Source organism: Burkholderia sp. ABCPW 14, assembly GCF_001523835.1.
GTDB lineage: Bacteria > Pseudomonadota > Gammaproteobacteria > Burkholderiales > Burkholderiaceae > Burkholderia > Burkholderia mayonis.
In genome coordinates this window covers 1-5,833 of the sequence record NZ_LOVS01000052.1, presented here as the reverse complement: position 1 = coordinate 5,833, position 5,833 = coordinate 1, and the positions used below count along the sequence as shown (strand labels likewise).

The 5,833-nt window shown below is 57.2% G+C and carries 5 protein-coding genes and 4 pseudogenes; 6 read left to right on the top strand and 3 right to left on the bottom strand.

Translation table 11 applies throughout. From position 1 onward, the window contains the following. Positions 1 to 229: 229 nt before the first annotated feature. Positions 230 to 406: pseudogene (locus WS62_RS37945) on the top strand (AAA family ATPase); the annotation flags it as partial. A 56-nt stretch (positions 407 to 462) separates the two neighbouring features. Here the strand turns inward: WS62_RS37945 and WS62_RS32830 are convergent. Then, positions 463 to 982: pseudogene (locus WS62_RS32830) on the bottom strand (IS5 family transposase); the annotation flags it as partial. 170 nt (positions 983 to 1,152) lie between these two features. Between WS62_RS32830 and WS62_RS06960 the strand changes: the two are divergent. Next, a complete protein-coding gene (locus WS62_RS06960; protein WP_156440897.1) occupies positions 1,153 to 2,220 on the top strand; it encodes a hypothetical protein in 1,068 nt (355 codons plus the stop codon). Positions 2,221 to 2,491: 271 nt separating this feature from the next. Here WS62_RS06960 and WS62_RS06955 read toward each other — a convergent pair whose 3' ends face one another. Both WS62_RS06955 and WS62_RS06950 read right to left on the bottom strand, forming a co-directional pair. After that, positions 2,492 to 2,905, bottom strand: a complete 414-nt coding sequence (locus tag WS62_RS06955) for a hypothetical protein (protein ID WP_156440896.1) — start codon at positions 2,903 to 2,905, stop codon at positions 2,492 to 2,494. A 32-nt stretch (positions 2,906 to 2,937) separates the two neighbouring features. Beyond that, entirely contained in the window at positions 2,938 to 3,828 is an 891-nt protein-coding gene (locus WS62_RS06950; protein ID WP_197422779.1) for a winged helix-turn-helix domain-containing protein, read from the bottom strand. A 182-nt stretch (positions 3,829 to 4,010) separates the two neighbouring features. Between WS62_RS06950 and tnpA the strand changes: the two genes are divergently transcribed. From tnpA to WS62_RS36070, 4 genes and pseudogenes are all read left to right on the top strand, one after another. Further along, entirely contained in the window at positions 4,011 to 4,496 is a 486-nt protein-coding gene (tnpA, locus tag WS62_RS06945) for an IS66-like element accessory protein TnpA (protein ID WP_066569420.1), read from the top strand. After that, a complete protein-coding gene (tnpB, locus tag WS62_RS06940) occupies positions 4,477 to 4,830 on the top strand; it encodes an IS66 family insertion sequence element accessory protein TnpB (protein ID WP_066569406.1) in 354 nt (117 codons plus the stop codon). The genes tnpA and tnpB overlap by 20 nt, the downstream gene beginning before the upstream one ends. A 5-nt stretch (positions 4,831 to 4,835) precedes the next feature. Beyond that, positions 4,836 to 5,225: pseudogene (locus tag WS62_RS06935) on the top strand (transposase); the annotation flags it as partial. Positions 5,226 to 5,340: 115 nt separating this feature from the next. Continuing rightward, a pseudogene (locus WS62_RS36070) lies at positions 5,341 to 5,478 on the top strand (IS3-like element ISBcen23 family transposase); the annotation flags it as partial. Between the last annotated feature and the right edge of the window lie 355 nt (positions 5,479 to 5,833).

Below are 5,833 nucleotides of genomic sequence, written 5' to 3'. Positions count from 1 at the left end.
GACGGATGCTCGCTACGCTGCTCTCGTACCAGACGGACTGCGCGCTCCCGGACTTCCGGGGAAAACTTGCTTGGCTTCTTGCTCATGGCTCCATTCTCTCAAGAGTTCGAGCCTCCACCAAATCCGGGGCGGTTCACCTGGAGGGGTACATCCACGGTTTCGATAGTGGGACTGCTGAGCACGCCATTGGTGGGTACGCCGCCAGATTGACCATTCAAGCACATGGTCGATGCTGCGTCTGAACGGTCTCGTCGAGCACTGGTCCGAGGTGGGCGGCTCCGCGTGGCTCGCGCCGCTGCTGCAATGGGAAGAGGGCGAGCGCACGCAGCGTTCGCTGCAGCGACGTATCCGTGCCGCGAAACTGGGCAAGTTCAAGATCCTGACCGACTTCGACTGGGACTGGCCCAAGCGAATCGATCGAATGGCCGTCGAGGAACTGATGTCGCTCTCGTTCCTCGACGACGCGACCATGCCAAAGTACCACTGGTCCCCTTTCTTGCTTTGGTGCATCTCCGGGCCGCGCTCGCCCGAAGCGTTCTTGGTCGAACTCAAGGCGCTGACCAGTGTCGCGTCCACCACCGTGCCTGCGCAGCGTCAACCCCTTGTCGCGAAGGATCTCGTTGATCCGAGAATCTGCGTGGTCAGCTGGTGCTTTTCCAGCATGTGACGAAACCGCAGGATGATGCTCTCGTCGGGCAGTCGCACCGTCCAGTTGTCCAGCCCGGCAAACTCCCTGTACAGCGGTACGTTATGCAGCGCTTCTTCCATCGCCGGATCCGACAGGCCGAACCATTGCTGCAGGAAGTGGATGCGCAGCATCGCCTCGACCGCGAACGGCGGGCGACCGCGCTTGCCTTTCGGGGCGTATGGGGCGATCAACACACCAGATCGGCCCACGGCACCAACGATTCATCTCGTCCAGGAATTCGCGCTTGTGAATTCGCTTCGTCGACAAGTTTAGTCCAAGGTCAGTTTGTTTCATGCGTTACATACTCGCTTGCCCGACCGTCATTGCCAAGCACATCCGCAAGCGATTTATGCAGGTTCTCCATCGCGGTCGTTTTTTGAAAGTGACTTAAACACCAGTCACGTATTATTCATTGCGATGCGATTGAAATTGCCCCGTTTCTTTTCTCAAATGGAAAACTCACAATGCCGTTGATAAACCGAACTTCACATCACCAGCAGTCAATCCGTTCAAACGCGGCATCTGATCCCGGTTCACACCGTAGCTCGAACGAGGGCACGCTCGCCTATGGGATCAAGCATGTCGGCATTGTGAGACCAAGCGACCGGCAGTCGACGCGAGCAGGGGAGGTAATTGAGGTATCCAAGTACGCGTTGCCCGGCCCCTCGTCGCCGCAAGGTGCTAATCGGCAAGCAGCGTTGTATTTGCCTTTTGTCTCTCCGGATGTGGTTATGCAGTGCATGTGCAACAATAAGATGCGAGTTCAGAAGGGTAAGAGTCCTATTCCGCTGATCGTACAGGATGACGCGGCTCGGGATCAGTTGCAAGGGTTGAAGCGGCGGATAGAGGCGCAGTACCGCGGCAATGGTATGACGACGCTGGAGAGCATCGAACGAATGCGGCGTAGAGAAAAACTGTCCGACCAGGAAATCGATCGGCGATATTGCGATCCCATGAGTCATGCCAAAGAGCTGATTCGGAATGCCGATATGCTCCAGAATATGGAGGTGCGCAGCAATACGGGCGGAGTTGAGCTGAGCCGATTGAATCCGCAGCGTGACAAGCTTTACATCGCAGGCCATGGCGCGGCGGGCACGGATATTCTGACTGCAGATACGGCAGGGGCGCATGGTCAGGTTTCCGTCGCCGAACTGGCAGAGCAATTGGCGGCCGGAGGCCTGGATCGAGATTTTAGAGATTTTCGAGTCAAAGCTTGCTTCTCCGCGGATGCGCAGGAGCCAACATCTTTCCGACGAGATGATTTGCAGCGTGCCGCTACGCCCAAGGTGGACTCGTGGCCACGCTTCCTTAGTTTCTTCGGTAGGCGTATGGTGTCGAGTCAGCCGTTTGCCCAGTCTTTGTGCAATGCGCTGAGCGAGCGAGGTTTTAGCCAGGCGGAGGTCAGTGGTTATCACGGAGAAGGGGGGATTGGCAGCAGTGCCGGTCATCATATGCGTAGTTTATCGCGCAGCGGGCTGTCGGATGTTCGCGCGTCGGAAGTGAAGCAGGTATTTACGCCGAGCAAAAATTGACCAGCATGTAGCCGGGCCGCCCCGGGAATGTCGCAGCGGCACTATTTGTCGGATGTAGTTTAACCATGGAATGCATGGTGGGGGATGTACTGACCACACGGACCAGCGTAGAACAAATTACCCATAGGCCACCTCTTTTCCCGAGCGGCTCAGTCCACCATGAACAGATTGCTATCCTGTTCGGCGATCGATTTATGCAGACGTACGAGCAGCGATCATTTCAATCGTCTCGTTGCACAAAAATGCGAACGGGATTTCCTATTTCGACACGTTAGTCGTACATGACGCAATAGCCGATATCAAGCGCACCGAGCCCTACGTTCCAAACTCTCTCTTTGAGCAGTTTCAGGTCAATCAGTATGGGGCTCCCTTTGCGGACCTGCAGAAGAAACGGATCATTTTGCGGCAATTCGCCGGGGCCGACGAAATTCGTTACGACGCCGGACACCAGGACGCGTCCACGCGAAATCTTAATTGAAGTCTGACCGAGTCGCATCTGCCTCATCGCCAACACGTGTCCGTTAGCGTCCACGTAACGGAACTGCGCACTGCCATCTAGGGGCGAAATCGAATAGAATAGCGTACGCAACATCAAACCATCCTTGGCCGATACAGATATGGTTTCTCCTTCACATGCCACAAGCGAATCTTTGATGATATCCTCCGCCGCGAAACGACGGTACACGCCGTATCCGGCAGTAATCGTGACGACGACAGTCAATAGAAGTAATATGTAGCGCATGGCAGACGACTATTGGATCCATAAACTAGCATTTGCATCACCGCTGTCGTTTCCTCAAAATAATACTCAATGTCCTGTGACGAGTCGGCGCATTGAGATTTCGGATTGACCTTTGAGATATAGGTCGCGATAGCCTCCGCTGATAGCGTGGGATCCTTTACATACACCTGCATACCTGAAACATCGCGCTTTATCCACGCTGCTTCCGCCGTACCGGATAGCATCCGCGTTTGCCACACGCGCCAATCGACGGCGAACACCACTGCGATCGCCCCTGCGAGCAATATCGCCAAATATTGCAAAAGCGTCATGGTCGACAACGTCGAAAACCACCCCTTCGAGGCCGGTTTCGATACGATGCCCTCACTGATCACTACTGGTTTCGCGCGATCACCCTCAGCGCAATCGAAAGCTGCTTCCGAAATTGCTTGTAGGTCGGCACGCAAAGCATTTTCATCTTGCACCGCACTCGCATCGTCCAGCCGCGTTTCAACTACGTTAAGCTCGGCTTCGTCGTCGAGCTCCTCGCCGTCGAATTCAGGATAGTTCGCCAGCAATTCGAGCCCATATCGCGGAATAGTGTGAATGAGTTTTCTGGGCAATCCCAGCTCTTCGAAACTGTTACGTACCTGCGTGACGAGTTGATAGTAGCTTGCGTCCGTTACAACAACGCCGTGTTCGCCCCAGACGCGCTGAATTAGAGCTTCCTTCGTCTGCGGCCCTTCCAGCAGGAGTTCGAGCAGACGCGCTTCGTTGCGAGACAAGAACTTCTGCTCGCCGCTGGCCGGATTGCCCAGCATACGCGCCTCCAGATGAAAAGCAATTGCATCTTCAGTAGGGCGTGGTATTTGGCCGTCAGACGTCATTTCCTCTCTCCTAGCGAGGCGGGACCGCCCCGCGCAGGCATCGACATCAAACCGTAAATAATTAATTATATTATTCCTACTCTGTTTCGCAACTGCTTCGTAAGCGATCATCCATCGACGCCTTGCTCCTGCGAGCCTGGAACGGCGACGATTGTGTCCGCTTGAACTTGGAGGCGGACGTGATGTCAGCGGAAGGCAGCGATCTTAAGGAAAGGCTGGTAGCAGGTTTCGAGCGCGGCGGGCGTCGGCGGCGTTTTGATCCGCAGGCCAAACATGAACTGGTCCAGGCATGCTTGCAGCTAGGCGTATCGGTCGCGCGGATGGCTTTGGATCACAGGCTGAATGTGAACCTGCTGCGCAAGTGGATCAGCGATTGCGAGCGTGAGCAAAGCGTCGGCGCAGCGGCTCGGGCAATCGAGAGCGAGACGCCGGCGTTTGTGCCAGTGGTTCAAATCGGTGGCGAGCAAGCGATGCTGGCTGGCGCCAATCGGCGCTCAACACGAATCGAGGTTGCGCAATCGGCACATTGCTTGCCGTCGTCATCACGACTGGTTGCCGAATTGCCCAACGGCGTGATGCTCAATCTCGAGTGCGACGGGCAGGACGCCTCGCTGATGTCGACGATGATCGAGACGCTGGTGCGCTGCCATGTTCCGGCTCGATGCTGATTTGAAGGTCTACGTGCACCGCGAAGCAGTGGACTTCCGTAAGAGCATTACCGGACTTGCGGCGCTGGTCGAGCAGTCGTTGGGACTCGATCCGTTTGCGCGAGCGGTATACGTGTTCCGCAACCGGCGAGCCGATCGCATCAAGTTGCTGCTGCGGGAGCGCAACGGATTCTGGCTGATGATGAAGCGGCCCGAAGCCGATCGCTTCGTATGGCCGCGCGGTGCGACGACGGTTCTCGAGCTGACGATCGAGCAGTTGTATTGGCTGCTTGACGGCATCGATCTGGCGGCCATGCGCAAGCATGCGGCGCGGCACTATGCGCGCGTCAGTTAGGGGTGGGCGCATGGTTGGTCGAAATCGGCGTCGCAGTCAGCGAGTAGTTCGACATCATCCCGCAGCAAGTGCGGGTGATCCGGCACGAGCGCGTTAAGTATGCCTGCCCGCGCTGCGATGAAAACATGAAGGTGACGCCGGCGCGTTCGCGCATCATCCCGAAGGGGCTGTTTACCGAAGCGGCGCTGGCGTGGTTCGTCGTTTCGAAGTTCATGGTTGGCCTGCCGCTGTATCGCATCGCGGCACTGTTCAAGCGCTTTGGCGGCGACATCTCGCGCAAGATGTTGGCAGCGAGCGTGGTGCGTCTGGGCGAAGCGGTGCAGCCGGTCATCAACCTGATGCGAGATCACTTACTCGACAGCGAGATCGTCTTCGCCGACGAGACGACGGTGCAGGGCAAGTCAAAATGTGAGGAATCCTACCACCGTCTTACGCGTGCATTCTGCATGCGACCAGCAGCAGACGGCCCGCTTGCGACCTATCCTGCTAAAGGCTCGAGAACCTGGCGCAATGGTAGACGGCCGCGTCTTAAAGATGCTTTGCGTGATCGATGAATACATCCGCGAGCGCTTGGCAATCGAGGTGGGTGCTAGCCTGAGGTCGCAGGATGTCATCCCGACGCTGTCGCGACTGATGCGGCTGTATGGGGCAAGTCTGCCACCACTCGGTACTGAAGTCCGAGTGCATGGCTGCAATCAAGGCCTTCGAACCCTCGCAACATGAAACTTGGCAAACCGGGGTGTCCATGCATGACAAAGCCGGCTCGCCGCTTCGCAGAGGGGCTCCGGCGTCGGGGCATCATCACTCCGGTGGGTGCCACCCCTTGCGGGGCAGCGCCGCGACCTGCGGCGGCAGGCGTCGAACGTCACGATCCTTCCGTCCCGTTACTATCTTCACACCCCGATAATTGGGGTTTTGGCCAGCCAGGCCCGGCATGATTCCCGCCCCCAGTCGCAGTCATGATCCGGGGGGTGTTGTCACCGGGCCTGGTGGGTGGCTGGTG

Excerpts from the sequence above, each read along its gene's own strand:
- tnpA (WP_066569420.1), top strand. The coding sequence starts at position 4,011 with ATGTCAGCGGAAGGCAGCGATCTTAAGGAAAGGCTGGTAGCAGGTTTC.
- tnpB (WP_066569406.1), top strand. The coding sequence starts at position 4,477 with ATGTTCCGGCTCGATGCTGATTTGAAGGTCTACGTGCACCGCGAAGCA.
- WS62_RS06950 (WP_197422779.1), bottom strand. The coding sequence starts at position 3,828 with ATGACGTCTGACGGCCAAATACCACGCCCTACTGAAGATGCAATTGCT.
- WS62_RS06960 (WP_156440897.1), top strand. The coding sequence starts at position 1,153 with ATGCCGTTGATAAACCGAACTTCACATCACCAGCAGTCAATCCGTTCA.